We start from the raw sequence: 25,703 nt of genomic DNA on the forward strand, positions 1-25,703 counted from the left end.
GGCGGGTGTCTCACGGCCCGCCGCCACCGCGCTCCCTCCACTTCCGCACGGCCCGCACGGCCTCCTTGCCCCGCTTTCGCGCGGCCACGTCGCACAGGGTCGCGGCCAGCAGCGGGGCGGTGCGCCGCCGGGCCAGCAACAGCCGCTGGTTGACGGCGGGTTCGGGGCGCCAGTGGTGCTTGTACGGCTCGTCTCCGCGCAGCAGGCTCAGCGTGCCGCGGGCGTGCCGGGTGCACGCGTCGAGCAGCATCACCGCCACGTCCGCCTTGCGTTCGCGCAGACACGGATGGGCGCCGTACAGATAGCCGCCCGCCAGCAGCGGGGACAGCAGGGTCAGATCGACGGCCACCACGTCGTCGTCGAGCCGGAACTCGGTGACGACCGCGTCCCCCGAGCGCACCATCGGCCCGACCGCCCGCACCAGATGCTCACGGAACCGCTCCCGCACATGCTCGGACGTCACCTTCCGCCCCTGCCACTGCAGTTCGTGCAGCTCCAGCAGCCGCCGCAGTGCCTTGTCCACCTCGTCCGGCCCCACCCCATGCCGTTCGACGCCGAGCGCTTCCAGCTTGCGCAGCTTGGCGCGCACGCGCTGGGCCTTCGACGACGGCAGCCGGGCCACCAGTTCGGCCATGGGTACGGCGGGCAGCTCCAGGCACAGCGAGTCGGCCACCCGGCGCCGGGGGCCCTGCCAGCGGTCGTAGACACGCTCGGCCGCCCCGCCCGGCCGCACCTCGCGCAGGTCGATCAGCGAGGTGCGGGCGCAGACGGACAGGCCCTCGGTGAGCGCGGCGACCGCGTCGTCGCCGCGCCCGTCGTCCAGCAGGACGTCGCCGTAGTCGGAGATGGCCCCGCCGAGCGGCACCAGCGCGGGCACGGGCCGGCGCACCCGCATCAGGGGCGCGGCGGCGACGAGCTCACCGCCGTCCCGCACGAGCAGCAGGCGCAGCCGCCCGCGTCTGCCGTACGACAGCCACCAGGAGTGCAGCCAGGCATGGCTCTGGAAGGGGGTCGCGGTGGCGCACCGGCCGTGCAGCCGCCCCCAGTCCGGGCCCAGCCCGGCGAAGACGGCCTCGTCGGTGATCAGTTCGGTCGTGTACGTCACAGCTGGCCGTGGGCTTCGGCGGCGACGGCGGGGGACGGCACGGAGAGGGCATGCCCGGATCCGTCGGCGTTGCGGCGGGGCCGGACCAGCAGCACCAGACCGCCGAGCAGCCCGCCCGCGCTCGCGCCCACCAGGCCGGTCACCGCCGGGGAGGCGGAGGAGGGCGCGGTCGGCTTGGTGGCCCGGGCGAACTGCTGGAGTTCGACGTTGGTCTCGCTCCTGGTGTCCGTGGAGTGCTGGGTCAGCGCGCGGGAGACCGCGTTGGCCATGTCGGCAGCCAGGTCCGGGCGGGAGGAGGTGGCCGTGATGGCGACCATCGGCGCGTCCGGCGAGGTCGCCGCCTGCACGCTGGACTGCAGCGTCCGCACCGGTACGCCCGCCCACACCTGCGCGTCCCCGAGCACCGCGAGCTGGGTGGCGACCCGGCCGTAGGCCTGCGCGAAGCCCAGCGCGGACGCCGGGTCGGACTTCGAGGTCGGTACGGCGACGACGTAACTGGTGGCCGTGTACGTCGGCGGCTTCGCCAGGCCGTAGCCCCCGCCGAGGAGGCCGCCGGCGAGGACGCCGGCCGCGATCAGGGTCCAGGGCGGCAGGGTCCTGGAGCGGGCGACGGCCGGGCGGCGGTGGGCGGTGAGGGTTTCGGTCATGACGAGGGGGCTCCCTGGAGTGACGGGGACGACGAAGGGGACACCGCGGCCGTGTACACGCCCATGAGCCGGGCGGCGCTGCGGGTGATGCAGTAGTGGCGGGCGGCCTCGGGGGCCGTCCGTGGAGCGGGGCCCCGCCCGCGGGTCGCGGCGACGGCGGCCGCGAACTCCTCGACGCCGCACGGGACTCGACGCGCGGAGGCGGCCTGGTGCGGGGGCAGGTCCTCGATCGCCGGGCAGGAGGCGTAGAGCACCGGCAGTCCGGAGGCCAGGGCCTCGACGATCGCCAGGCCGAAGGCCTCCTCCGGCGACGGCGAGGCGAGCACGTCCATCGCGGCGGCGAGTGAGGGCAGGTCGGGGCCCGGGGTGCCGTCGGGCACGTAGGGGCGTTCGCCGGTGAACAGGACCCGGTCGGCGACACCGGCCTCGTGCGCGGTACGGCGGAGCACGTTCTCCTCGCTGCCCCCGCCGACCAGCAACAGCCAGTGGTCCCGGGGGAGTCGGGCGAGGGCGTGGACGAGGACGTCGAAGCGTTTGCCGGGGGCCAGGCGTCCGATGCCGCCGACGACGTAGGCGTCCTCGGGCAGGCCGAGGCGGCGGCGGGTCTGACGGCGCCGGTCGGGGTCGAAGCGGAAGCGGGGCAGGTCGATGCCGTTCGGGACGACCTCGATCCGGGGGGCCGGGACGCCCCAGCGGCGCAGGCGCTCGGCGACCGTGGGGGAGACGGCGACGGTCGAACGGCCCAGCCGCTCGCTGGCGAGATACAGGGAACGCACCCCGCGCGACAGCCGCCGGCCCTCCATCTGCGAGTCGCCCAGGGAGTGTTCGGTGGCGACGATCGCCCGGACCCCGGCGAGACGCGCGGCGAGCCGGCCGTAGACGCAGGCGCGGTAGAGGTGGGTGTGGACGAGGTCGTAGCCGCCCGAGCGGATGAGCCGGACCAGCCGGGGCAGCGCGGCCAGGTCACGGTTGCCGGCCATGCCGAGATGGGTGACGCGCACCCCGTCGGCGGTCAGACCGTCGGCCACCGCACCCGGGTTGGTGAGTGTGACGACATCGCAGTCGACGGGCAGATGCCGTACCAGCAGCCGCAGTTGCTGCTCGGCGCCGCCCACTCCGAGACCCGTGATCACATGCAGCGCCCTCATCGCGTCCCCCCGACGGGACGGCGGCGCAGCCGGTGCAGCCGGTGCTTGAGGAAGAGGCGCACGGCGTGGTCGTTCTGCCCGACATGGACGCGCGGGAGGGCGTGCGGGCCGGTCAGCGGGCCGGGGTCGATGGCACAGGCGTACGCGTAACCGGCGTCCCGGACGGCGGCGACGACCCGCCGGTCGATCGTCCCGTACGGATAGCAGAACCCGGCGACCGGACCGCCGGTCAACTCCTCCAGCAGGGCCCGGCTTTCGAGGACCTCGGCCCTCAGCGTCTCGTCGTCCGCCTTCGTCAGGTCGAGGTGGGTGAGGCCGTGCGAGCCGATCTCGACGCCCTCGGCGGCCGCGTGCCGGATGCCGTCGGCGGTCAGCAGCGCCTTGCGTGGGCCCCTGGGGTCCCAGACGTTGCTGCCGCCGAGCCGGCCCGGCAGGACGAAGAGGGTGGCACCGCAGTCCCAACGGCCCATGATGGGAAGGGCGTTGTCGATGAAGTCCGCGTACCCGTCGTCGAAGGTCAGCGCGATCAGGTCCCGGCCCTCGCCACGGGCGCGCGCGGCGAGCAGCTCGGCCAGGGAGACGGCCCTCAGGCCCCGCCGGTTGAACCACCGCAGCTGGCTCTCCAGCCGCTCGGGGGTGACCGTGATCCGGTACGGGTCGTCCTGGCATTCGGCCACCGAGTGGTACATCGCCACCCACGGAACGGGGTCCGGGGCGAGTCGTCTGCCGGTGTCTTGGGAGTCAACGGCCATGCGAGAGCCTTCGTGTGACGGTGCGTACGGAGTGGAGCGCGGGGTCGAGGCCCTGGGCGCCGAGAGCCAGGCCGAGCAAGAGGAAGACCGTGGTGGCGGTGAGGCAGCCGGCGGCGAGGGCGGGCACGGGGGCGGCGATGTGGTGCGCGACGAAGGCGCCCGCCACCGTCGCCACCGCCGCCGCGCGCAGCGGCTTGGTCAGCTCCGCCAGCACCCGGCGGGTGCGGATCGGGATGCCGCCCCGGCCCATGCCGGCCAGCAGCAGGGCTGCGGTGACGGTGATGCCGGCGGCGTTGGCGGTCGCGATGCCGTCGACGCCCCACGGCAGCACCGTGAAGGCGCCGATCCAGGCCGTCACGACGATGCCCGCGGTCATCGCGCCGACCGGGTACCAGCTGGGGCGGCCCGCGGAGAAGTAGGACCGGACGAGGACGCCGACCAGGGTCTGGCCGAGCAGCCCGAGGGCGTACACGCGCATGACACCCGCGGTCGCCGCGGAGTCCCTCGGGGTGAACGCGCCGCGCTGGAAGAGGAGTTCGACGATCTGCGGGGCGCAGGCGATCACCACCGCCGTGCCCAGGAGCACGATGCACGCGGCCAGCGACAGGTCCCGCTCCACCCGGATGCGGGCCCGTTCGGTGTCGCCCTCGGCCAGGGCGCGGGCCACCACCGGGAAGGTGACGGTGCACAGCATCAGCGACAGCACCATCGGCATCTGGGCGACCTTCTGCGCGTAGTTCAGGTGCGAGATGGCGCCGGCCGGGAGGTGGGAGGCGAGGAACCGCTCGATGAGCACCTGCGACTGCCGGCACAGGGCGAAGAGCAGGACGGTGGCGACCAGGGCGAACTCCATGGGCCGCGCCTGATCGGGGGCGGAGGCGGCCACCGTCTCCGCCCGCTTGCGCAACTGCCGCCACAGGGAAGGCAGTTGTACGGCGACCATCAGGCATCCGCCCACCGCGACGCCCACCGCCGCCGACCGCACGCCCAGGCGGCCGCCGAGGGCGAACATCCCGGTGACGATGCCGGTGTTGTAGGCGACGTAGATCGCGGCGGGGGCGAGGAAGCGGCGGTGGGCGCGCAGGGCCGCGCTGCAGTAGCCGGCCAGTCCGAAGCTGAGCACGCAGGTCGCCGTCAGCCGCGTGCAGTCGACGGCGAGCGCGGGGTGGGGCAGGCCCGGGGCGAGGGCCTCGACCAGATGCGGTGCCAGGACGATGAGCAGGACGGCCGTGGCGACGAAGCCCAGCGTGAGGCGCGGCAGGGTGGCGCCGACCACGGCGCGGACGGGGTCGCCGGGAACGCCCCGCGCCCGCCGGGCCAGCGCCGCGCTGAACGCCGGGATCAGCGCGAACGCGAGCCCGTCCTCGATCAGCAGGGTCGCCGCGAACTCCGGCACGGTCCACGCCACCAGGAACGCGTCCGTCTCACTCCCGGCCCCGAACAACCGGGCCAGCGCCTGATCCCGCACCAGCCCGAGCAACGCCCCGGCGACGGACAACCCGGCGGTGACGAGAGCGGCCTTGGCGAGAAACCGCCCGGAAGGGGTGGATGCGTCGGGGGCGTCGGCGGCGGGACCTTGGGGGGATTCGGTGTTGCGCGTGCCTGCGGGAACGATGTGCGGGGCGCTTCCCAGGGACCATGCCTCCGTCGGGTCCTGGGCGCCCCACGGGTCCGTCGGAGTCGGCACTGCCGGGACTTCCGATGCGTCCCCGAAGGAGTGGCCCGCCGGCATCCCCGCCGGGTTCGTCGGCGTCCCGGGGTGCGGCGCGGGGCCGGGGACGTGGGTGATCCGGGGCGTGCCCGGGGGTGTCACCGTCATCGGGACGTGGCCTCCTCGGCGCCGCCGAGGGTCCGCTCGGCCGCTCCCGGCGACCGTCGGGCCCGGGGCCCGGTCTCGTCGGCTCCGACCAGCGCCCACCAGGCCACCGCCCCGAAGACCACCGCCGTCAGGACCGTCGACGGGCCGCCGATGTCCGCGTACGCGAAGTCGATGAGCTGCCAGATCAGCAGGCCCGTGCCGATCAGGGCGCAGTCCAGCCCCGTGCCCGGCACCCGCGCCCGCCAGAGCCCGCGCAGGCCGCACACCAGCAGGGCCAGCCAGCCGCCGACCAGGGCGAGGGCCCCGACGAGGCCCTGCTCGGCCAGCACCAGCAGGTACATGTTGTGCGGGGACAGCAGCGGCTGCTTGAGGTACGCCGCGCCCGCGCCCTCCGTGTCGCTGCCCGAGGACAGGGCCAGCGAGGCGTGACTGTCCCGGTGGTCCGGGAACCCCTTCAACCCCACGCCGGTCAGCGGCTGTTCGCGCCACATGCCGACGGCCGCCGCCCACATCGTGTACCGGTCGGTCACGGACTGGTCCGGCGCGTCGGTGACCCGCGTGATGCTGTCGATCCGCTCCTGCAGCATCGCCGACCCGACCCCGAAGCCGCCGACCAGGATCACCCCGGCGGCGACCGCGACGGCCGCCACCTTCAGCGCCCGCCGCACCCCCGCGAGCACCAGCTGCAGCGCACAGGTGGCCGCCGTCGCGATCCACGCCCCGCGGCTGAAGGACAGCGCGAGCGGGAGGAGCAGCGCGAGCGCGCAGCACGCGGCGACGGTCCGCTGCCGTACCGAGGCCCGGCCCAGCGCGAGACCCAGCGCGCACACCAGACCGAAGGACACGACCGTCGCCATGCCCATCACGTCCGTCGGCCCGAAGGTGCCCACCGCGCGGACGTCCTCGCCCTGGTACGAGGCGCCGGTCCCGGTGAGGTACTGGTGGACCCCGATCGCGCCCTGCCACACCGCCAGCCCCACGAACGACCAGGCCAGCAGCCGGAAGTCACGGCGGCCGCGGATCAGCAGGAGCACGGCGGCGGGCACCAGGACGAAGATCTGGAGGTAACGGCCGAGACCGGTGATCCCGGCGCCCGGCGAGGACGCCCCCGTCGCGGCGACCGCGAGCCCCAGCACCGGAAGGCCCAGCACCACGGCGGCCGTACGGGACAGGGGGCGCCGGCGGTCCCGTACGAGACGGATCGCGCAGTACAGCACCACGAGCGCGGAGACCGCGTCGGCGGGACCCGCGCCGCTCTCCCCGGTGGGCGCGAGCGGCAGACCGAGCAGGACGAGCACGGCGAGCACGGGCAGCACCGGCGGCCACTCGCGGACGCGGGGCAGGGACAGGGCATGGCTCATCGGCGTCGCTCAGCTCCCCGTCGGCCGTACGAGTGCGGCCGCGGTGCGCAGCAGGATGCAGATGTCCTGCCACAGCGACCAGTTGTCGATGTACGCGTTGTCGAAGCGCGCCCGGTCCTCGATCGAGGTGTCGCCGCGCAGACCGTTGATCTGGGCGAGCCCGGTGATCCCGGTCCGCATCCGGTGGCGGGCCGCGTAACCGGGGTAGTGCTGGCTGAACTGGGCGACGAAGTACGGTCGTTCGGGACGCGGGCCGACCAGGCTCATGTCGCCCCGGAAGACGTTCCACAGCTGGAGCAGCTCGTCGAGGGAGGTGCGGCGCAGGAAGCGGCAGAACCACGACATGCGGTCCTCGTCGGCCACGCTCCAGCGGGTCGCCGACTCGTGCTCGTCGACCGGACGGTGGGTGCGGAACTTCAGCAGCGTGAAGGGGCGGCCGTCCTTGCCGATGCGCTCCTGCCGGAAGACCACCCCCGGCCCGTCGCTGACCCGCAGCACCACCGCGCACACCAGCAGCACCGGGCTGACCAGCAGCAGCAACGTCCCGGCGACCAGCACGTCCAGCAGCCGCTTGCCGACGCTCCCGCGCCGCGGCCCATGCCCCATGTCCAGCCGCCGGCAGGAGAACCCGGCGAGCTGGTCCCGGGTCGCGTACGACGGGGAGTCCGCGTCGACCTCCCACATAGTGCACCCCGACTCGGCGAGCGCCCGCATCAGCGGTCCCTGCTCGGTCCGTACCGAGGGATGGACGGCGAGCACCTCCCGTACGCCGTTCTGGATGAGCGCCCGCTGCACCTCCTGACCGGTCGTCAGCACCGGCAGTCCGCCGGTGCCCTCGGGGCGCTCGGCCACGATCCCGACCGGCAGCACCCCGCAGCGGGGGTGCCGCAGCACGGCGGCGGCGACGCGCTGGGCGGTCGCCGCCGGGCCGATGACCAGGGCGGTGCGGGGTCGGCTGAGCAGGGCGGTGCGCCGGCGCCAGTGCACCAGGCCGCGACCCGCGCAGTCCGCCGTCGACTGGAGCAGGAAGCCCAGCAGCAGGGTGCGGGCGGACAGCGCGTGCGCCGGGGCGTACGCCGCGACGAGCGCCGCGAGCGCCGCCCAGGTCACGGCGATCCGGCCGCAGACGACGGGGAGTTCGTCGAGGACGCCGGGGGCGTGCCGCGGGGGATGCGGGCGCAGCAGCACCGACGCGGCGACCAGGAGGGCCAGCAGCAGGGGGCCCTGCTCGACGCCCGCGAACGCCACGGCGCCGAGGACGGCGGCGGTGACGTCGGCGGCGAGCAGCGGCACCGGGGAGGCGGGGCGCGCCGGAGGGCGGCCGGCCGGGAACCGGAAGCCGGCCGCGGCGGTGCGTGTGGGCATGACCGAGACGGGCGAGAACCCGATGTCCCGTGGCTGCCCGCCGGGCGAGGGGACGGTACTTTCCGCGGTCACGAGTGGATGGACTCCCTGTACTCGGAGGGCACGGCGGCAGCGGCGGACACGTCGCCGAGCAGGTCGCGGTACACGCCCGCCACCGCCTCGGCCGTGTGCCGCACGTCGTGCGTGGACAGGACGTGTTGGCGCCCCAGATGCCCGAGCGACTCCCGGAGCAACGGATCGAGCAGCAACGAGGACACGGCGTCGGCGAGTTCTCCCGTATCTCCCGGCGGGACGAGGCAACGGGGCGTGGGGACGGCCTCGGGGTTGTCCGAGCCGGCGACGGAGGCGGCGGGGGTACCGGGCGAGCGGTCCGACACCGAACCGGTGAGTCGGCCGCGGGAGTCCGCTGCCGGGCCGGGGCGATCGGGTGCTGGGGCGGCGCCGCCCGACACGACCCCGGTGGCCGGACAGCGATAGCCGGCTCGCGATCCCGGGCGACCGGGCGTGTGGGCGGGAGCTCCGTGCGCGGGGTTCCTCAGGAGGCGGCAGGCCGGCCGCAGGGCCGGTGGCAGGCTTTCGCGGGCTCCGTCCACGTCCGTCAGGACCACCGGGCGTCCGCAGGCCATCGCCTCCAGCGGGGCGAGTGCCATGCCCTCCCAGCGCGAGGGCAGCACGACCAGGTCGGCGGCCTGGTACCAGGGCGCGGCGTCCGGCACGGCCCCGGCGAAGACCACCGACTCGGGTGCGCGGGAGCGGAGTTCGTCGTGGTCCGGCCCCTCTCCGACCAGCACCAGCCGGGCCTCGGGGACCCGGTCCTGCACGGCGTACCAGGCGTCGAGCAGCACGTCCTGCCCCTTCTGCCGGCACAGCCGCCCCACGCACACCACCAGTGGGGCCGCCGCATCGACGTCCGGAAGCAGCGCGGCCCGTACGGTGTCGACGGCCGCGGGATGGAAACGCCCCGGATCGATGCCGTTCGGCACGACGGCCCAGCGGGCGGCGATCCCGGCGCGCGCGCCGGTCGCGCGCTCCGCCTCGCTCACACACACCACCCGGGACGCCCAGCGCGCCCCCCACCGCTCCCAGCGCAGCGCCAGCGCCGCCATGCCCCCGTCGACCGCCTCGAACGACCAGGCGTGCGGCTGGAAAACGGTGGGGACGCGCCCGCGCACCGCGAGCCGCCCGGCCAGCCCCGCCTTCGCGCTGTGCGCGTGCACCAGATCGGGCCGCGCCTTGGCGAGCACCCGCACCAGTCGGCGTACCTCTCGAACGAGTGTCGGACCCGGCGAGCGGGTCGCCCGCCAGGGGTGTACGTCGGCGCCGAGCGACCGCAGTTCGTCGGCGAGGCGGCTCTCGGGGCAGGCGACCGAGACGTGCAGACCGGCCGCGAGCTGGGCCCGTGTCAGGTCCGTCACGACACGGGCGACCCCGCCGTCCACCGGCTGGGTGATGTGCAGGACCCGGGGCCGGGGGTCGGGTGCTGGCAGGTGCATTGCGCGGTTCCTCGCTCACGGGTGGCGCTCGGGCGTCCCGCTGGGGAACGAGCCGGACGGCCAGCTGGTCACCGCCGAGCCGCGGAGCGGTGCCGAGATCGAACAACCGTGGGGAGCGTGAAGCGTGCGATCGGCCGGCTGCAGGGCTGCGTCAGGAGGTGTGCAACTCTAACCACCGCTCGCATAAATCGGTTGAAACCAGACAAGTGTGTTGGATTGGTAAGTATGGCCTGTCGCCGGATCACCCCTTTGGCGGCACAACCCGCTTGCGCGTCACGCGTTGACACAGCGCCGGGTATCCACCCGGAAGTTGTGTCAACTCCCAAGGAGCACCTCTCCATGTCGCGTATCGCGAAGGGCCTGGTCCTTACCACCGCCGCCGCTGCGGCGGTCGCCGGCGGTGCCGGTTTCGCCTCCGCCGACTCCGACGCGCACGGCGTCGCCGCCCACTCGCCGGGCGTGCTGTCGGGCAACGTTGTCCAGATCCCGATCCACCACCCGGTCAACGTCTGCGGCAACTCCACCGACGCCACCGGCCTGCTGAACCCCGTGTTCGGCAACGTGTGCGTCAACAACTGACGTCCCTCGACGTCGCTGCCTTCAGGCGCGCATTCCCTCGCCGGCCGCCCTCCCGTGGTTCCTCCGCGGGCGAGCGGCCGGTTCGCGCTGCCCCGAACGGGGCCGTGCGGTTGCGGGGCGCGAGGGGCGGTCCCACGGTGGCCAGCAGGTCCCCTGCACCACCGAAAGGAACACCCATGCGTGGTCTGCCCGCACGGCGTATCGCGTCCTCCGCACTCTGCGCCGCCCTCCTCGCCGGTATCGCCGCACCGGCCGCCCTGGCGGCCGACGGCGCGCCGGCCCGGGAGCAGCGTGTCCAGGCCGCGGCCCACGCACCTGTCCCCGGCGCGGACGCGCTCCTCGCCCCGGTCAAGAGCCTGGGCGACCTCGGCACCGTCCTCACCCCGGTCACCGACCTGCTGAACGCCGTCCTCAAGGCCGACAACGGCCGGCTCCCGGCCGCCGACGCCGGCACGCTCGGCAAGGCCGCCACCGACGCCCTCGCCAAGGTCTCCGCCGCTGTCCCCACGGCGCCCGCGACCCAGGCGCCGCCCGCCCTGCCGACGCTCGCCGAGAAAAGCGGGGACGCCAGGCCGCGGGCCGCCGCCGACCTCACCGGCGACGCCCTGGCCGCGTTGCGGAAGGCGATCGACGCCCTGCTCCAGGCGGTCACCTCCGGGGACGTCAGCCAGGTGGTGCCGGCCGTCACGAGCGTGGTGACCGGGCTGGTCGGCACCATCACCGCGACCCTGCTGGGCGGCAGCCTGCCCGCCGCCGACCTTCCGGGCCTGCCGGTGTCGACGCCCTCGCTTCCCGCGGTGCCGGCGCTGCCCGTCGAGTGACCCGGGGCGAGAGCCGAACTCGGCGGCCTTTCATATGAGGATGAGAAACGTTTTCCGCGCCCGGGGTTTCCCTCCTGGGCGTGGATCGTTGGGCACGGCGTCAGAAATCCCCTGGTGACGTGAGTTGCCCGATGAAAGGAATCCGATGAAGTCCCTGAAGGCCGCCGCTGTCGTTGCCGGTACCGTCGCCCTCGCCGGCGCCGCCGCGCCCGCGTTCGCCTACAGCGCCTCGGACGTGACGCCCACCAGCCTCAACGGCGCCGTGAACACGCTCACCAGCGGGCACGTCATGCCTCGCGACGTGATGCCGCTGCAGCACCAGTCGAACGCGCTGGACACCGAGAACAAGGACTCCCTGCTGAGCACCGTGAAGGGCGCGACGGGCGCGCTGAACAAGAAAGGCGGACTGCTCGGCGGCCTGCCGCTCCAGCACTGAGTCACTCCAGCACTGAGTCACTCCAGCACTGAATCACTTCGAACCGAAGTCACGTAGTGCCGCAGGCTGTTCGAGGCGGGTCCCTCGTTCGTGTGGAGAGGGCGGGGACCGTCCCCCGGTCGGGTGAGAAGCCGCCCGGCCGCCTTCCGGGCCGTCGATAAGGTCGCGCGGTGACCTCAACCTCAAGTGGAACCCGCCCCCTTGGCCCCGCCGAACTGGGCACCCTCGTCGTGATGGCCTGGAGCGGCGAGGCCCCCGACGGTGACATGCCCTACCTGCTCGCCTACACCCTCGGCGACGCGGCGGCCGGCCCCGAGGCCGCGTCGGCCGCCGTCGCCGAACTGCTGGGGAGCGTCGCCCTGCCCATCGGCGGCGAGCTGATCGACGCCGCCGCCAGGCCGAGCCTGCCGCTGAGCCTGCTCGTGGAGGGCGACCACGCTGTCGTCACCCTGCCCGGCTCCAACGCTGCGTGCACCCCGCCGCCGGAGTGGCTCGCGGCGGTCGCCGAACGCGGCTACGCCTACCTGGTGTTCACCACCCGTCCCTGGCCCGAGGCCGAGCCGGGCAAGCCCGTCGACCCGGAGGCGTTCGCCGCCTTCGCGGGCGCCGAGGAGACCCTGAACGCGGCGGCGCACGTCGTCCTGCCGGCCCGCAGGCTGCGCGGCTGACGGCGGTGGCCGCGGGGCAGGACGCGGCGCGGCGGGCGGGAACGGGCCCCGGGTTCGCCCTGCTGTTGGTGATCACAGGTGCGGCCGGGCTGCTGGCCTCGTGGGTGATCACCCTCGACGAGTTCAAGCTGCTCGAGAATCCGCACTTCACGCCGGGTTGCAGCCTGAACCCCGTGGTGTCCTGCGGCAGTGTCATGAAGAGCGACCAGGCCTCGGTCTTCGGGTTCCCCAATCCGATGCTGGGCCTGGTCGCCTACGGCATCGTCGTCTGCGTCGGCATGAGCCTGCTGGCCGGCGCCGTCCTTCCCCGCTGGTACTGGCTGACCTTCGACGCGGGATGCCTGTTCGGCGTGGGGTTCGTGTCCTGGCTGCAGTTCGAGTCGCTGTACCGGATCGACGCGCTGTGCCTGTGGTGCTGTCTGGCGTGGGTCGCGACGATCCTGCTGTTCTGGTACGTCACCTCGTACGCCGTCCTGCGTCGCTTCCTGCCCGCGCCCGGCTGGGCGAGGACGTTCCTCGGCGACTTCACCTGGGTGCTCCCGCCGGCACACGTCGGAGTGATCGGCATGCTGGTGCTGACCCGCTGGTGGGACTTCTGGACAAGCTGACTACTGCTGCACCCGGGGGAATTGTGAACTGATGGCCCAGGCGGCCTCGTTACTCGGGACGCACGCAGAGCCCGCCGAATCGCGAAAGGGACCGTACCCGAGATGAAGTCCACCACCCGAGGAACCCTCGCCGCCGTCCTCACCGGCGTCGCGGCCGCCGTCGGCGCCGCCGCGGCGACCCCGGCCGCCGCGATCGGCACGGTCCCCGTCCCCGTGCCGCTGGAGGGCGCCGAGCAGTCCCTGGACATGGAACTGCCCAAGCTCGGCGGCGAGATCCCCCTGCCGACGCCGGGCCGGCCCGACGGGCCGCGGTATGCCGAGGGCCGGCTCGTCCCGGAGCGAGTCCTGCCCCAGGTGCCAGTCACCGGCGGACTGCCCGGCGCGGGACTGCGCGCGCCCCTGCCGCACGTCCCGGGCGACCAGTTCGACCACTTCGGTGTCTCCACCCCGGCCTCCGACCTGCGCACCGTCGCCCCCGGTCTGAACCTGGACACCCCCCTGACCCCGCCCAACCCGCAGAACGCCGGCCTGCCCGACCTGAAGCTGCCCGAGGCGGGCGTGTCGGCCCCGGTCCTGCAGACGGTCCCCGGCGCGAACCTGGACCTCGGCCCCGGCCTGTAGCCGGACGTCGCACCCGCCGGGCCCGTACCACCGCGACCGCCGGGCTCGCTCACGTTCCCGTGTCCGTCCGTCTGCCCCTGCGGCCCGTGTTCGTCCGTTGGCCCCCGCAGCCCGTGTCCATCCATCGACCCCCGCGGCCCATGTTCGTCCGTTGGCCCCCGCAGCCCGTGTCCATCCATCGACCCCCGCGGCCCGTGTCCGTCCGTTGGCCCCCGCAGCCCGTGTCCATCCATCGACCCCTGCGGCCCGTGTCCGTCCGTTGGCCCCCGCAGCCCGTGTCCATCCATCGACCCCCGCGGCCCATGTTCGTCCGTTGGCCCCCGCAGCCCGTGTCCATCCATCGACCCCCGCGGCCCATGTCCGTCTGACGCCGCCGCACCCCGTGTCCAGCCGTCGGCCTCCACGCACCGTCTCGATCTGTCGGCCCCCGCGCCCCGTGTCCATCTGTTGGCCCCCCGACGGTGACCGCACGGGCGGACGGTCGGTTAGCGCTTCGGAGAACCGAGCGAACCGGATCGGACGAGGAGCGAGTCATGGTTGTGAGTGCAGGCGGGGTGGCGGTGGGCGCGGAGGGGGAGCCGACGAGAGCCGGGACGCGGCGGGAGATGCTGCGGGGGCTGCTGGCGCCCGCGATGGCGCTGGCACTCGCGCCCGTCGTCGCCGCCTCGCGGCCCGCGAGCGTGGAGCCCCGGACCGGCGGGCAGGCCTTCGACGAGACCTACCACGGCCGACGCATCCAGGGCTTCAGGACCGCCACCACCGCGATGGCGGCGCATGGCGCCGTCGGCGAGCACTGGCAGGTCACCGTCGACGGACGCCCGCTGCACCTGATGCGCCGGGCCGACGGCACCTGGCTGAGCATGGTCGACCACTACCGCTCGTACCCGACTCCCCTGGAGGCCGCCCGCGCCGCCGTCGACGAGATGGGGCCCGGGGAGCACCTGCGGGACACGGCGCCGGGGCCGATGAGCGACGAACAGACGGACATGGGGGGACACCTGCACATGGGGGAAGACGATGGCGTATACGCGTAAGAACGTCAGCACGCTGACGAGCGCCGAGAAGCGGCGGTTCGTGAACGCGATGCTGGAGGTCAAACGACGCGGAGAATACGACGAGTTCGTGCGGACGCACATCGAGTACTACACCTCCGACGGGGAGAAGGGGCTGCGTGCGGCGCACATGACGCCCTCCTTCCTCCCCTGGCACCGCCGCTTCCTGCTGGAGCTGGAGAAGGCGCTGCGCAGGGTCGACTCCTCGGTGAGCGTGCCGTACTGGGACTGGACCCGCGACCGCACCGCGGCCTCGGCGCCCTGGACCGCGGACCTGCTCGGCGGGAACGGGCGCTCCCTGGACCACCGGGTGATGACCGGGCCGTTCGCCTACGCGGCCGGCCACTGGACCATCAAGGAGGGCGTCACCGACGGGACGTTCCTGACCCGGGACCTCGGGCGGGCCCGTGACCCGATCGCGCTGCCGACGCGGAGCGAGCTGGAGTCGGCGCTCGCCGAGCGGGTTTACGACGTCTCGCCCTGGGACTCCACCGTCACCAAGGGCTTCCGCAACAAGCTGGAGGGGTGGGGGACCGGGCGGGGCAAGGTCGCATGGCGCAACCACAACCGGGTGCACCGCTGGGTCGGCGGCGCGATGCTCGGCGGCGCCTCCGTCAACGACCCGGTGTTCTGGCTCCACCACGCCTTCGTCGATCTGCAGTGGACCCGCTGGCAGGCCCGGCACAAGGGCGCCCGCTATCTGCCGGCCAAGCCGCCCGGCGTGGGCGACGGGCAGCACGGGCGGATCGTCGCCCGGCACGAGAAGATGCCGCCCTGGGACGTGACGCCGGACCAGATGGAAGACGTCAGCCGGATCTACCGGTACGTCTGAGCGGCCCCGGACACGGGAAGAGCCCCGGCACCAGAGGTGCCGGGGCTCTTCCCGCGGGTGCGTCAGTTGTCGTCCCCGTAGCCGCCGCTCTTGTCGTGGTGGCCGCTGATGTTGGCGCAGCTGTTGCCGAAGGCCGGGCTCAGCAGGCCGGCCGCGTTGACGGTGTTCCCGCACACGTTGACCGGGATGTGGATCGGGACCTGGACGACGTTGCCCGACAGCACGCCCGGCGAGCCCACGGCCGCGCCCTCGGCACCGGCGTCGGCCATGGCCAGGCCGGCGCCGCTGACGACGACGGCACCGGTGCCGAGCGCGACGGCGGCCACCTTCGCGATGCGAGACATCACGTTCTCCTTCTGAATAGGCAAGTGCGCCGACACCACTCGCCGTCGCACTCCCCCTTCAACGCCCAGCCTCGCGCGGAGTCACGGCGTTCCTCGGTGCATCACCCTTTTTGAACACCCGCTCGCACGCCGTCGCTCCCCCTCATCGACCCAGCCGCCGCACCGGCTCCCCGTCCAGGAAGGCCCGGATGTCCTCGACGGCTTGCCCGTAGTACGTCTCGTAGTTCGCCCGCGACACATAGCCGAGGTGGGGTGTGGCCAGCAGCCGGGGCGCGGTGCGCAGGGGGTGGTCGGCGGGCAGGGGTTCGACGTCGAACACGTCCACGCCCGCGCCGGCGATACGGCCCTCGCGCAGCGCGGCCAGCAGGGCGTCCTGGTCGACGATGGCGGCACGGGAGGTGTTCACCAGACAGGCGGTGGGCTTCAGCAGGGCGAGTTCGGCGGGGCCGAGCAGTCCGCGGGTGCGGTCGCTCAGGGCCAGGTGGACGGAGACGAAGTCGCTGTTGGCGAGCAATTCCTCCTTGGACGGGGCGAGTTCGACGCCCACTTCGTCGGCGTGCTCCTTGGTGAGGTTCTGGCTCCAGGCGCTGACGTGCATCCCGAAGGCGAGACCCACGTGCGCGACCCGGCTGCCGATCTTCCCGAGCCCCAGCAGGCCGAGCCGGCGGCCGTGCAGGTCGGCGCCGACCGTCTGCTGCCAGGGGCCGCCGGAGCGCAGGGCGTTGTTCTCCACGACGATCCCGCGGGCCAGGCCCAGCAGCAGGGCCCAGGTCAGTTCGACGGGCGGGGTCGAGGAGCTCGCCGTGCCACACACGGTGACGCCTCGCGCCTCGGCGGCGGCGTAGTCGATGACGCTGTTGCGCATGCCGGAGGCGACGAGAAGTTTCAAGCGCGGGAGACGGGTGAGCAGAGAGGCGGGGAAAGGAACGCGTTCGCGCAGGGTGACGACGATGTCGAACTCGGCGAGCGCGGAAACCAGTTCGTCCTCGGAGGCGAAGTGCTCGGAGAAGGAGACGGTCTCCACCCGGTCGGCCACGGACGACCAGTCGGCGATCTCGGTCGCCACCTGCTGGAAGTCGTCGAGCACGGCGCAGCGCAGGCGCACGGGGAATCCTTTCGTCGGTATGCCGGATACAGGTCGCTATGTCGAGTACAGGTCAGTTTTAAGGTTGCGCAAACCGAGAACCGTTACACTCGCCAGCCCGTACAGCCCATCCATCGAACCATCCAACCGGAGAGAGACATGGCGGGTCGGTTCCTGTCCGTACGGGCGCTGCTCGTGCCCGGTGTCCCGGCCGCCCTCGCGGTCGTCCTGCTGACCCTCGGGGTCGCCCTGTCCTTCTTCGACGGACGTCCGTACGTCGGCGGGGGACTGATCACGGCCGGACTGATCGCCGGAGCCGCGGCGGTCGGAGCGGCCGTCGGCGATGTCGCCTGGTGCCTGCTGGTGGGCGACCGGGAGCTCCCCCGGCCGCAGGAGGAGTCCGTCGAGAGCGGTTCCGGCTGACATCACGGCGACCGGTCGATGCTGGACGCCCCCGCGGGAGTTCAGCCCGTCCGTTCGTCGGCCGTCCGGTCCAGCAGGTCGCGCAGCACCTGCTCGTCGTCCGCGGGCAGCGCGGTGACGAAGCGGGCCAGTACCGCGCGGCGGTCACGCTCGCGGTCCAGCACCTTGCGCATCCTCAGCGCGGCAAGCCCCGCCTCGTCCCCGGCCGCCTCCCAGACGAAGGAACGGCCCTCCCGGCGGCGGCTCACGGCCTGCTTCCCCAACAGCCGGCTCAGCACGGTCATCACCGTCGTGTAGGCGAGGTCGTCGCCCAGGCGCTCCCGCACCCAGGCCGCGGTCACCGGGGCGTCGGCCGTCCGCAACACGGCGAGCACCTGCGTCTCCAACTCGCCCTGCGCCCGGCGCGGGCGGCGCTGCTCCGGTTTCGCCATGGTCGCATCGTATAGAGGGGAAGGGGCGCGGGACCCGTGACTTCTACTCTCCTGTAGAGGTGAGCGCGGCCCCTAGACTGGGACGGCTTGTCGGCTTGGGTGGGACGGGAGAGGGCTGTGGCAGCGGACATCGGTGGCTTCGAGGATCCGTCCGCCGAGGTACTGGCGGAGGCGGCCGCCGCCTTCGGGCTGCTCGCGTCCTCGGCCCGGCTGCACATCGTGTGGGCGCTGGCACAGGGCGAGAGCGACGTCACCCACCTCGCGGACCGGGTCGGCGGCGCGCTGCCCGCCGTCAGCCAGCACCTGGCCAAGCTCAAGCTCGCCGGGCTCGTGCGCTCCCGGCGGGAGGGGCGGCGGCAGATCTACTTCGTCGACGATCCCGACGTGGTGACCGTGGTGCGGGTGATGGTGGGTCAGCTGGCCGCGCGTGCCGAGGGCGACTCCGGGAGTCGAGGCCCCGTACGCAGGCTGCGCGGGGCCGGTGGCTGACAGCACGGCGGCCCCGGAACCGGCTCCGGGGGCGGGATCTCCGGGAGCCGGACCGGGTGCGGAGGGCACGCCGGCCGGACCGGACGTCGAGCGCGCACCGGTCGGGTCCTGGACGGAGCGCGCCCCGGACGACGGCACCGAGGCGGGAGCTGCGGCCCGCGTCTCACCGAAGCGGCGTGCCCCGGCCGACGGCGGCGGTGCCGTCACCGTTCTGCAGACCCTCCGGCGTCTCGAGAGCGGCCCGCGAGGGCTGACCGAGGCGCAGGCCGAGGAGCGGCAGGGGCGGTTCGGGGCGAACACCTTGCCCGCGTACCGGGAGGCCTCCTGGGCGGCGACGGTGCTGCGCGGCACACGGGACCCCTTCACCGTCGTCCTGCTCTGCCTGGGTCTGGTGTCCGCGGTCGTCGCCTCCTGGGGCACGGCCTGTGTGATTCTGCTGCTGGTCGCGGTGAGCTGTGTGCTGCGGGCCTCCGGGGAGCACCGGGCCGACCGTTCGATGGCCGGGCTGCGCGGCCTGGTGGCCAGCACCGCCACCGTCCTGCGCCGCGCCGAGGAGGACCTGCCGCCGGACGACCGGGAGATCCCGGTGGAGGAACTGGTGCCGGGGGACGTGATCCGGCTCGGCCCCGGCGACCTCGTACCGGCCGACGTACGGCTGCTGCGGGCGCAGGGGCTGACCGTCCACCAGGCCGTGCTCACCGGGGAGTCGGCGCCGGTCGCCAAGGACGCCGACGACGGGTCCGCGGGCGGGGGCGGTGTCTTCGACCGGCCCGAGCTCTGCTTCCAGGGCAGCAGTGTCGCCGGCGGCAGCGCCACGGCGGTGGTCGTGGCGACCGGCGCGCGGACCAGGTTCGCCGCGGCCCACGGCCGTACGCAGCCCGGCCGGGAGGCCAGCGCCTTCGACCGGTCGGTGCACGGCATCTCCTGGATCCTCATCCGGTTCATGCTGCTGACCCCGCCGCTGGTCCTCATGGCCAACGCCGCCCTGCGCGACCGCGGCCTGGAGACCCTGCCCTTCGCCGTCGCCGTGGCGGTGGGGCTGACGCCGGAGATGCTGCCGGTCATCGTCACCATGTGCCTGGCGCGCGGCGCCGCGCTGCTGGCCCGCGGCCACGGGGTGATCGTCAAACGGCTGCCCGCGCTGCACGACCTCGGCGCCGTCGACGTGCTGTGCCTCGACAAGACCGGCACCCTCACCCAGGACCGTCCCGTCATGGAGGGCGCCCTCGGCCCGGACGGCCACGACGACCCCGAGGTGCTGCGCTGGGCGGCGGTGAACGCCTGGTGGACCCTGCAACTCGCCGATCTGCCCGCCCCGGACGCCCTCGACGACGCCGTCCTGGACACCGCCGACGAGGACGCGATCATGGCGTACGACGGGGTGGCGGCCCTGCCCTTCGATCCCGTACGGCGCCTCGCGACCGCCGTCGTGCGCACACCGGGGCGGCTCGGCACGCACACCCTCGTCGTCAAGGGCGCCGTCGAGACCGTCCTCGCGCGCTGTGCGCTGGCGGACGAGGAGCGGGCGCGGCTGCTCGCGGGTGCCGCACGGCAGGCGGACGGCGGGCTGCGGGTGCTCGCGGTCGCCACCGCCGAACGCCCTGCCCGGTCCCGTGAGTACACCCCCGCCGACGAACGCGGCCTTCAGTTCCGGGGCTTCGTCACGCTCAAGGACGCCCTCGCGCCCACCGCGGCCGCCGCCCTGCGGGGCCTCGCCGAGCAGGGCGTCACCGTCAGGATCCTCACCGGCGACCACCCCGGCACCGCCGTACGCGCCTGCCGCGACCTGGGCGTCCCCGTGCCGGCCGACGGCGTCCTCACCGCCGACCAGGTCGACCGCCTCACCGACCCCGAACTCACCGAGGCCGCCGAGCGCACCGTCGTCTTCGCCCGCCTCGCGCCCGAGCACAAGGCCCGCGTCGCCACCGCCCTGCGCGCGGGCGGACACACCGTCGGCTACCTCGGCGACGGCGTCAACGACCTGCCCGCCCTGCGCGCCGCCGACGTCGGCATCGCCCCGCGCGACGCGGTGGCCGTCGCCCGGGAGAGCGCGGACGTGGTCCTCGCCGAGAAGGACCTCACCGCGATCGGGCACAGCATCGCCGCCGGCCGCTACTCCGGCGGGAACATCGCCACGTACCTGCGCATCACGCTCTCCTCCAACCTCGGCAACGTCATCGCGATGCTCGCGGCCGGTCTGCTGCTGCCCTTCCTGCCGATGCTGCCGGCCCAGGTGCTGGCGCAGAACCTGTTCTTCGACGCCGCCCAGCTGGCCTTCGCGCACGACCGGCCGCACCCCTCGGTGCTGCGCCGCCCGATCCTGCTGCGTCCGCGTGACCTGCTGCGGTTCATCACCGGCTTCGGCGTCCTCAACGCGGTCGCCGACCTCGCCACCTTCGGCGTGCTCACGCTCACCCTGCACGGGCCGGGCGGCCTGGACGACTCGGCGGTGTTCCACTCCGGCTGGTTCACCGAGAACCTCATCACCCAGGCCCTGGTGATGGTGCTGCTGCGCGCCGGGCGCGACACGGTGGGGCGGCTGCCGGGGCCGGTGGGATGGGCGGCCGGCGCGCTGGCCGCCGTAGGACTGCTGCTGCCGGTGACCCCGCTCGGCTCGCTGCTCGGACTGACCCCGCTGCCACCCCTTTATTACCTGCTCCTGGCCGCTGTCCTCGCGCTTTACACCGGCGGGCTGGTGGCTGTCAGGAAGCTGCCATGGTTGTACAGTTGCGCAACGTAGCAACCATGGCGAAGAGATTGAAGAGAATGGGGTGGGTGGGATGCTCCGGAACGGGCTCGAGCCCTGGCACCTGCTGATCGTGGCGATCATGATCATTCTGCTGTTCGGGTCGAAGAAGCTGCCCGAGGCCGCCCGCGGACTGGGCAAGTCGATGCGCATCCTCAAGAGCGAGGCCAAGGCCATGAAGGAGGAGAGCGCCCCGCAGGCCTCCGCCTCCGCCGTGCCGACCGCCGCCGAGCCGGTGACGCCGGGAACCGTGACACCGGGAACCGTGACACCGGGAACCGCCGTGCCGGTTCCCGGCGTTGGTGACAAGTGACAACTTGAGGCTGGGAGCGGGGAGGAAGAGCCGTGGGAGTTTCCCTGGGCAAGGGCGGGAACGTTTCGCTGAGCAAGGCGGCGCCGGGGCTGAGCGCGGTCCTGGTCGGTCTGGGGTGGGACGTGCGCACCACGACCGGCGCGGACTACGACCTGGACGCGTCGGCGCTGCTGCTGAACGCTTCCGGAAAGGTCGCCTCGGACCTGCACTTCGTCTTCTACAACAACCTGACCAGCCCGGACGGTTCGGTCGAGCACACCGGTGACAACCTCACCGGTGAGGGCGAGGGCGACGACGAGAGCATCAAGGTCAACCTCGCCGCCGTACCCGCGGAGATCGACCGGATCGTCTTCCCGGTCTCCATCCACGACGCGGACGTGCGCGGCCAGAGCTTCGGCCAGGTCCGCAACGCCTTCATCCGGGTGGTCAACCAGGCCAACGGCCAGGAGATCGCGCGCTACGACCTCTCCGAGGACGCCTCCTCGGAGACGGCGATGCTCTTCGGGGAGCTGTACCGGCACGGCGGTGAGTGGAAGTTCCGCGCGGTCGGACAGGGCTACGCCTCCGGACTGCGCGGCATCGCCTCCGACTTCGGCGTCAACGTCTGACGCGGACGGTACCGGATCCGACGGGGGACCCACGGGCGGCGCGGGTCCCCCGCCGACCAGGTAAGAAGCGAGTGTGGCGTAGACCACCTGCGATCTCAGCAACAGTTGCTATATTGCGCAATCATCCGAGCCCAGGGCTCCGCCCTGACGTACGCCGCAGCGTAGGGAGTGGGAGTTGAGCGACCCCTGGGGCGAAACCCGCGGCCGATCGGCCACCCGTGACCGCTCGGCCGGCGTTCCCCGCCAGCGTGGAGAGACATCCGGGCGGCGGGGCGGGACGGACGGCGGACCTCCGCAGGCGCCGTACGGCGGCCGGGCGGCCGCCCGGCAGGCGGCCCGGTCCCGCGGACGTGGAGCGGGGCGGCGCGCCAAGCCGGTGGCCCGGCGCAAACGCGTCGCACGCATAGCCCTGCTCACGGTCTCGGCGCTGATCCTGGTCACCGCGGGCGCCGGCGCCTGGCTGTACGAGCACCTCAACGGCAACATCAACAGCGTCTCGCTCGACGGCAAGGGCGGCTCGGAGAAGGCGGACGCCTTCGGCCGCACCCCGATCAACCTCCTGGTCATCGGCTCGGACGGCCGGAACAACGCGGCCGACTGCAAACTCGGCGGCGGCTGCGGCTCGGCCGGCTCCACCGTCGGCCACAACGCGGACGTGGAGATGGTGGTGCACGTCTCCGCCGACCGCTCCAACGCCACCGTGATGAGTGTGCCGCGCGACACGATGACCCAGGTCCCCGCCTGCAAGGACCCGGACAGCAACCAGTCCACGCCCGGCTACTACGGCCAGATCAACAGTGCCCTGCAGTACGGCCCGGCCTGCCAGGTCGCCACCGTCCACCAGCTCACCGGCATCACCATCGACCACTTCGTGATGCTCGACTTCGCGGGCGTGGTGAAGATGTCCGACGCGGTAGGCGGCGTCTCGGTGTGTGTCAGCGACAACGTGTACGACACCTACTCCCACCTGAAGCTGGCCAAGGGCACCCACACCCTCAAGGGCGACGCGGCCCTGGAGTTCGTCCGCTCCCGGCACGGCTTCGGCGACGGCAGCGACCTGGGCCGCACCGTCTCCCAGCACCTCTTCCTGTCCGCGATGATCCGCAAGTTCAAGAGCGCGGGCACGCTGGAGAACCCGGCGAAGGTGTACTCGCTGGCGGACGCGGCGACCAAGGCGCTGACCGTGGACGACGGCCTGGGCAGCGTGACCAGGCTGATCGATCTGGCGACGGATCTCAACAAGGTGCCGTCGAAGCGGATGACGTTCACCACCATGCAGACCGCGGCCGACCCGACCAACGCCAACCGTGTGGTGCCTGCCGCGGCGGCGAAGCAGCTGTTCGCCACCATCGCCAACGACCAGTCGCTGTCCTCCGCCGGCAGCGGCAAGAAGAAGTCCTCCGCGTCCCCGTCCGCGTCGGCCGCGGCCACCGTGCCCGCCTCCCAGGTCACGGTCCAGGTGGAGAACGGCACCACGACCGGCGGACGCGCGTCCGTGGTCGCCAATGGCCTTGTCGCCAAGGGCTTCGGCTCGGGTACCACCTCGGGCAACGCGCCGGAGCAGTCCGCGAGGACGACCGTCACCTACGGCCCCGGGCAGAAGGCCGAGGCCCAGACCGTCGCCTCCGCGATCGGCCTGCCCGCCTCGCACCTCGCCCAGGGCAGCACGAGCGGGGTCGTCCTGGTCATCGGCAGCGACTGGCCGAGCGGCACGACGTACGGCTCCTCGGGCTCGGGCGGTTCGTCGGCGGCCCCCGCCGACACCCACGCGGCCGTCGCCGACGCCCACGCCCAGACGGCCGACGGCGCGAAGGGCTGCGCCAAGGTCAGCCCCTACAAGACGGTGGAGATCAACGGGGTACCGATGACCCCGAGCCAGGCGTACGCGGCAGCGAGCGGACGGAAGGATTCGGCGTCGTAAGGGCGTGCCGGGTGGTTGTCGGTCAGCGCGTAGGGCTCGCGTCGGTGCGTTCGGCGTAGTCCGCGTTCGCGAGGGGGATGCGGGACAGGTACTCCTCGGGGATGTGGAAGGCGTCCACCAGGGTCATCAGATGCGGGGACAGCGCGGCGACGACCGACTCCGTGGTGCCGTGCAACGACGTCACGTGCTCGGCAGACATCAGCCCTGCGGCGAGCAAGTCACCGGTGTTGTCGCGGAGTTGGTCGAGCAGGAACAGCCGGCACAGGTTCTCCAGCAGGAACCGGGCACGCGCGTGCGTGGTGCGCGCGGCGGCGGCCCGCAGGGCGTCGGCCGCCTGCAGCCGCGCGTGCAGGGAGACCATCTCCAGGGCCGCGCCGGAGGTCTCGTTCCAGCGGCCCAGCGGATCACCGGAGGGGCCGCCGCGCAGCGCCTCCCGGGCCCGCCGCTGCCAGATCCGCTCGGCCGAGGCCAGCAGGTCCCGTAGGAAACCCAGGTCACCGAGGTCCCGGCCGACGGGCAGGACGGGGGTCGCCGGTCCCGACTCATGGCCGAAGACCATCTCGGACGCGGCCTTCAGCCAGATGACCAGGTTGTCGCCCTCCGCCGTGATGCCGCCCTCGACGTTGCCGGGCAGTTCCGACAGTCCGTTCGCGGGGAACAGCCCCTGCGCACCGCACCGTTCGCGGCACTCGACGGTGATCTCCCGGGCCTGCCAGGTGATCCACCCCTTGGTGACGGCGATCAACCGCTCCAGCCGCTCGTGTTCCTCGCGGTCGGTCTCGTCGTGCGTCACCCACCTGTCGACCACCGAGCGCTGCAGGAAGGTCATGGCATAGGCGGTCGCGAGCGAGCGCAGCAGCCTGCCGTGGTGGCTGCGGTGCGCGGTGAGCGGGACCCGCTGCCCGGCCCGGGTGCCGCTGATGTGCCGGTGGTGGGCGTAGCGGGTGGCGATCGTCAGCGCGGCCCGCGCCATGCCGAGGGTGCCTGCGCTCATGCACAGCTTGCCCACGGTGACCCGGCCGACGGAGCGGAGGAAACGTTTGCGCCGGTTGCCGAGACCACTGGTGAGCCTGCCATCCGCGTCCAGCCGCCCGTGCTCGGCCTCCAGCATGGCCTCGCGGTCCAGCCTGACCTGGTCGAAGGCGGTGAGGCAGTGGTCGACGGGGGTGCCGGTGCGCTCCGCGAGCGGACGGACCCGTACGCCCGGCAGATGGCCCCGCTCGTCGCTGAGCGGCGTGAGGAAGAGGAAGACGCCCTGGTCCTCGCCGTCCACCAGGAGCCGCGCGGCTACGACGGCGGTCTTCGGGCCGCCGGTCAGGCTGGTGTTGGGCATGAACTTCTGCGCACCCGGGACCGGCGTGTTCAGCACGAAGCCGCCGGTCTCCCGGTCGAACACCGCCTCCGTCCGCAGCGCCGCCACGTCATTGCCGTGCTCCAGCTCGGTGCACAGGAACACCCCGGTACGCCGCAGCGAGGTGAAGTCGGACAGCTCGCGCCGGTCGCCGTCGTGATCCAGCAGACTGCCCAGGAAGAGGTTGTAGTGAATGCTGGCGACCGTGCACAGCCCGCCGTCCACGAAGCCGGTCCACTCGTGCAGCGCGGTGAGCCGGCGCGTGTCCCGCACCAGGGTGCGGGCGTCCCCCGCGGCGTCGTTCACCAACCCCAGCCGCCGGTACGACAGTTCGGCGCGCTCCTGCGGAGTCAGTCCCGGCCGGTGGGCGAAGGCCTCGCCGGTGATCAGGCGCCGCCAGGTGCCGTGGACGCGATCGCGCTCGTCTCTCTCGTCCCTCTCATCTCTCTCATCTCTCTCGAACCTCTCGAAAAGCAGCCCGGTGAGTTCGTCGAGGACACTGCATCCTGCCGGTGCTGCCGCTTGCGGGGGCGAAACCGACTCACGCGCGGGCTCTGAAACGGTCGCGGTCGCCTTCCCGAAGGATGCCCTGGTGGGGCGGAACATCCGAATACCCCCAGTTTGAGTGCCAGTTCAGACGGTGTGGGGTGCCGCTGGACCGGAAACTTACGGACCGAACGGTTTGG

At 73.1% G+C, this 25,703-nt stretch carries 26 protein-coding genes and 1 pseudogene; 15 read left to right on the top strand and 12 right to left on the bottom strand.

Features of this window, described 5'->3' with window-relative positions:
- Positions 1–10 precede the first annotated feature (10 nt).
- The 8 genes from ABZ453_RS00670 to ABZ453_RS00705 are packed head-to-tail and all read right to left on the bottom strand — an operon-like array spanning position 11 to position 9,690.
- Positions 11–1,105, bottom strand: a complete 1,095-nt coding sequence (locus ABZ453_RS00670) for a GNAT family N-acetyltransferase (protein ID WP_359010145.1) — start codon at positions 1,103–1,105, stop codon at positions 11–13.
- On the bottom strand, positions 1,102–1,752 hold the full coding sequence (locus ABZ453_RS00675; RefSeq protein WP_359010147.1) for a lipopolysaccharide biosynthesis protein: 651 nt from the start codon (positions 1,750–1,752) through the stop codon (positions 1,102–1,104). Before ABZ453_RS00675 ends, ABZ453_RS00670 begins: the two co-directional genes overlap by 4 nt.
- Positions 1,749–2,900, bottom strand: a complete 1,152-nt coding sequence (locus tag ABZ453_RS00680) for a glycosyltransferase (RefSeq protein WP_359010149.1) — start codon at positions 2,898–2,900, stop codon at positions 1,749–1,751. The genes ABZ453_RS00675 and ABZ453_RS00680 overlap by 4 nt, the downstream gene beginning before the upstream one ends.
- A complete protein-coding gene (locus ABZ453_RS00685; protein WP_359010151.1) occupies positions 2,897–3,652 on the bottom strand; it encodes a polysaccharide deacetylase family protein in 756 nt (251 codons plus the stop codon). The genes ABZ453_RS00680 and ABZ453_RS00685 overlap by 4 nt, the downstream gene beginning before the upstream one ends.
- The gene (locus tag ABZ453_RS00690) at positions 3,642–5,471 is read right to left on the bottom strand and encodes a lipid II flippase MurJ (protein WP_359010153.1); all 1,830 of its coding nucleotides are present in this window, start codon (positions 5,469–5,471) and stop codon (positions 3,642–3,644) included. Before ABZ453_RS00690 ends, ABZ453_RS00685 begins: the two co-directional genes overlap by 11 nt.
- On the bottom strand, positions 5,468–6,832 hold the full coding sequence (locus ABZ453_RS00695) for an O-antigen ligase family protein (RefSeq protein WP_359010155.1): 1,365 nt from the start codon (positions 6,830–6,832) through the stop codon (positions 5,468–5,470). Before ABZ453_RS00695 ends, ABZ453_RS00690 begins: the two co-directional genes overlap by 4 nt.
- Positions 6,833–6,841: 9 nt before the next feature.
- On the bottom strand, positions 6,842–8,269 hold the full coding sequence (locus ABZ453_RS00700; RefSeq protein ID WP_359010157.1) for an exopolysaccharide biosynthesis polyprenyl glycosylphosphotransferase: 1,428 nt from the start codon (positions 8,267–8,269) through the stop codon (positions 6,842–6,844).
- Positions 8,266–9,690 carry a glycosyltransferase gene (locus tag ABZ453_RS00705; RefSeq protein WP_359010159.1) on the bottom strand — a complete coding sequence of 475 codons (1,425 nt, stop codon included), beginning with the start codon at positions 9,688–9,690 and terminating at the stop codon, positions 8,266–8,268. The genes ABZ453_RS00700 and ABZ453_RS00705 overlap by 4 nt, the downstream gene beginning before the upstream one ends.
- Before the next feature lie 339 nt (positions 9,691–10,029).
- Between ABZ453_RS00705 and ABZ453_RS00710 the strand changes: the two genes are divergently transcribed.
- The 9 genes and pseudogenes from ABZ453_RS00710 (at position 10,030) to ABZ453_RS00750 (ending at position 15,307) form a co-directional block, all read left to right on the top strand.
- The gene (locus ABZ453_RS00710) at positions 10,030–10,269 is read left to right on the top strand and encodes a chaplin (protein ID WP_359010161.1); all 240 of its coding nucleotides are present in this window, start codon (positions 10,030–10,032) and stop codon (positions 10,267–10,269) included.
- A 176-nt stretch (positions 10,270–10,445) separates the two neighbouring features.
- Positions 10,446–11,090 carry a hypothetical protein gene (locus tag ABZ453_RS00715; RefSeq protein WP_359010163.1) on the top strand — a complete coding sequence of 215 codons (645 nt, stop codon included), beginning with the start codon at positions 10,446–10,448 and terminating at the stop codon, positions 11,088–11,090.
- Between the two features lie 145 nt (positions 11,091–11,235).
- Positions 11,236–11,526 carry a hypothetical protein gene (locus ABZ453_RS00720; protein WP_359010165.1) on the top strand — a complete coding sequence of 97 codons (291 nt, stop codon included), beginning with the start codon at positions 11,236–11,238 and terminating at the stop codon, positions 11,524–11,526.
- 170 nt (positions 11,527–11,696) lie between these two features.
- Positions 11,697–12,194 (top strand): DUF5949 family protein, encoded by a 498-nt coding sequence (locus ABZ453_RS00725; RefSeq protein WP_359010167.1) that lies wholly within the window; start codon positions 11,697–11,699, stop codon positions 12,192–12,194.
- A gap of 5 nt (positions 12,195–12,199) precedes the next feature.
- Positions 12,200–12,802 (top strand): vitamin K epoxide reductase family protein, encoded by a 603-nt coding sequence (locus ABZ453_RS00730; RefSeq protein ID WP_359010169.1) that lies wholly within the window; start codon positions 12,200–12,202, stop codon positions 12,800–12,802.
- Positions 12,803–12,904: 102 nt separating this feature from the next.
- Complete coding sequence (locus ABZ453_RS00735) at positions 12,905–13,423, top strand: hypothetical protein (RefSeq protein ID WP_359010171.1); 519 nt, start codon at positions 12,905–12,907, stop codon at positions 13,421–13,423.
- A gap of 13 nt (positions 13,424–13,436) precedes the next feature.
- A pseudogene (locus ABZ453_RS00740) lies at positions 13,437–13,820 on the top strand (DUF4573 domain-containing protein); the annotation flags it as partial.
- A 136-nt stretch (positions 13,821–13,956) separates the two neighbouring features.
- A complete protein-coding gene (locus ABZ453_RS00745; protein WP_359010173.1) occupies positions 13,957–14,457 on the top strand; it encodes a tyrosinase cofactor in 501 nt (166 codons plus the stop codon).
- A complete protein-coding gene (locus ABZ453_RS00750) occupies positions 14,441–15,307 on the top strand; it encodes a tyrosinase family protein (protein WP_359010175.1) in 867 nt (288 codons plus the stop codon). Before ABZ453_RS00745 ends, ABZ453_RS00750 begins: the two co-directional genes overlap by 17 nt.
- A gap of 62 nt (positions 15,308–15,369) precedes the next feature.
- On the opposite strand, the gene ABZ453_RS00755 is transcribed toward ABZ453_RS00750, so the two are convergent.
- The gene (locus tag ABZ453_RS00755; protein ID WP_359010177.1) at positions 15,370–15,651 is read right to left on the bottom strand and encodes a chaplin; all 282 of its coding nucleotides are present in this window, start codon (positions 15,649–15,651) and stop codon (positions 15,370–15,372) included.
- A 142-nt stretch (positions 15,652–15,793) separates the two neighbouring features.
- Entirely contained in the window at positions 15,794–16,756 is a 963-nt protein-coding gene (locus ABZ453_RS00760; RefSeq protein WP_359010179.1) for a D-2-hydroxyacid dehydrogenase family protein, read from the bottom strand.
- A gap of 138 nt (positions 16,757–16,894) precedes the next feature.
- On the opposite strand from ABZ453_RS00760, the gene ABZ453_RS00765 reads away from it, so the two are divergent.
- Positions 16,895–17,158 carry a hypothetical protein gene (locus ABZ453_RS00765; RefSeq protein ID WP_356766763.1) on the top strand — a complete coding sequence of 88 codons (264 nt, stop codon included), beginning with the start codon at positions 16,895–16,897 and terminating at the stop codon, positions 17,156–17,158.
- A 41-nt stretch (positions 17,159–17,199) separates the two neighbouring features.
- Here the strand turns inward: ABZ453_RS00765 and ABZ453_RS00770 are convergent, their stop codons facing one another.
- Complete coding sequence (locus ABZ453_RS00770) at positions 17,200–17,589, bottom strand: BlaI/MecI/CopY family transcriptional regulator (RefSeq protein ID WP_359010182.1); 390 nt, start codon at positions 17,587–17,589, stop codon at positions 17,200–17,202.
- A gap of 117 nt (positions 17,590–17,706) precedes the next feature.
- Between ABZ453_RS00770 and ABZ453_RS00775 the strand changes: the two genes are divergently transcribed.
- The 5 genes from ABZ453_RS00775 (at position 17,707) to ABZ453_RS00795 (ending at position 23,666) form a co-directional block, all read left to right on the top strand.
- Positions 17,707–18,078, top strand: a complete 372-nt coding sequence (locus ABZ453_RS00775; RefSeq protein WP_133040906.1) for a metalloregulator ArsR/SmtB family transcription factor — start codon at positions 17,707–17,709, stop codon at positions 18,076–18,078.
- Complete coding sequence (gene mgtA / locus ABZ453_RS00780; RefSeq protein ID WP_359010184.1) at positions 18,071–20,818, top strand: magnesium-translocating P-type ATPase; 2,748 nt, start codon at positions 18,071–18,073, stop codon at positions 20,816–20,818. Before ABZ453_RS00775 ends, mgtA begins: the two co-directional genes overlap by 8 nt.
- 40 nt (positions 20,819–20,858) lie before the next feature.
- Positions 20,859–21,137, top strand: coding sequence for a Sec-independent protein translocase subunit TatA (gene tatA, locus ABZ453_RS00785; RefSeq protein WP_359010187.1), 279 nt, complete (start codon positions 20,859–20,861; stop codon positions 21,135–21,137).
- Positions 21,138–21,169: 32 nt separating this feature from the next.
- On the top strand, positions 21,170–21,745 hold the full coding sequence (locus ABZ453_RS00790; protein WP_359010188.1) for a TerD family protein: 576 nt from the start codon (positions 21,170–21,172) through the stop codon (positions 21,743–21,745).
- A gap of 175 nt (positions 21,746–21,920) precedes the next feature.
- Positions 21,921–23,666 carry an LCP family protein gene (locus tag ABZ453_RS00795; protein ID WP_359010190.1) on the top strand — a complete coding sequence of 582 codons (1,746 nt, stop codon included), beginning with the start codon at positions 21,921–21,923 and terminating at the stop codon, positions 23,664–23,666.
- A 22-nt stretch (positions 23,667–23,688) separates the two neighbouring features.
- Here the strand turns inward: ABZ453_RS00795 and ABZ453_RS00800 are convergent, their stop codons facing one another.
- Positions 23,689–25,623: an acyl-CoA dehydrogenase gene (locus ABZ453_RS00800; protein WP_359010192.1), complete on the bottom strand. Its 1,935-nt coding sequence runs from the start codon at positions 25,621–25,623 to the stop codon at positions 23,689–23,691.
- Positions 25,624–25,703: the final 80 nt, after the last annotated feature.

Source organism: Streptomyces sp. NPDC005799 (assembly GCF_040630525.1).
In the GTDB taxonomy this organism is placed as follows: Bacteria; Actinomycetota; Actinomycetes; order Streptomycetales; family Streptomycetaceae; genus Streptomyces; species Streptomyces griseorubiginosus_B.